At 64.7% G+C, this 1,087-nt stretch carries 1 protein-coding gene; it reads left to right on the forward strand.

The genetic code is table 11. The features are described 5' to 3' along the window. Nucleotides 1-1,077 (forward strand): elongation factor Tu (gene tuf, locus C667_RS23205; protein WP_004389762.1); only part of this gene is annotated, 1,077 nt, incomplete at its 5' end. Nucleotides 1,078-1,087 lie beyond the last annotated feature (10 nt).

Here is a 1,087-nt window from a genome sequence, read left to right on the forward strand (position 1 = left end):
AAGTTCGGCGGCGAGGCGAAGGCCTACGACCAGATCGATGCGGCACCGGAAGAGAAGGCGCGCGGCATCACCATCAACACCGCGCACGTCGAGTACGAGACCGCCTCGCGCCACTACGCGCACGTGGACTGCCCGGGTCACGCCGACTATGTCAAGAACATGATCACCGGTGCTGCCCAGATGGACGGCGCGATCCTGGTGTGCTCGGCCGCTGACGGCCCGATGCCGCAGACCCGCGAGCACATCCTGCTGGCGCGTCAGGTCGGTGTGCCGTACATCATCGTGTTCCTGAACAAGTGCGACATGGTCGACGACGAGGAACTGCTGGAACTCGTCGAGATGGAAGTGCGCGAGCTGCTGTCGAAGTACGACTTCCCGGGTGACGACATCCCCATCGTCAAGGGCTCGGCGCTGAAGGCGCTCGAGGGCGACCAGTCCGACATCGGCGAGCCGGCCATCCTGCGCCTGGCCGATGCGCTGGACAGCTACATCCCGACCCCCGAGCGTGCGATCGACAAGCCCTTCCTGCTGCCGATCGAGGACGTGTTCTCGATCTCGGGCCGTGGCACCGTGGTGACCGGTCGTGTCGAGCGTGGCATCGTCAAGGTCGGCGAGGAAATCGAGATCGTCGGCATCAAGCCGACCGTCAAGACCACCTGCACCGGCGTCGAGATGTTCCGCAAGCTGCTCGACCAGGGTCAGGCCGGCGACAACGTCGGCGTGCTGCTGCGCGGCACCAAGCGTGAAGACGTCGAGCGTGGCCAGGTGCTGTGCAAGCCGGGTTCGATCACCCCGCACACCCACTTCACCGGCGAGATCTACGTGCTGTCGAAGGAAGAGGGTGGTCGTCACACCCCGTTCTTCAACAACTACCGCCCGCAGTTCTACTTCCGCACCACCGACGTGACCGGTTCGATCTCGCTGCCCGAAGGCACCGAGATGGTCATGCCGGGCGACAACGTGTCGATCACCGTCAAGCTGATCGCCCCGATCGCCATGGAAGAAGGCCTGCGCTTCGCGATCCGCGAAGGTGGCCGTACCGTCGGCGCCGGCGTCGTCGCCAAGATCATCGAGTAATCGCTCGATC

Source organism: Thauera phenylacetica B4P (assembly GCF_000310225.1).
GTDB lineage: Bacteria > Pseudomonadota > Gammaproteobacteria > Burkholderiales > Rhodocyclaceae > Thauera > Thauera phenylacetica.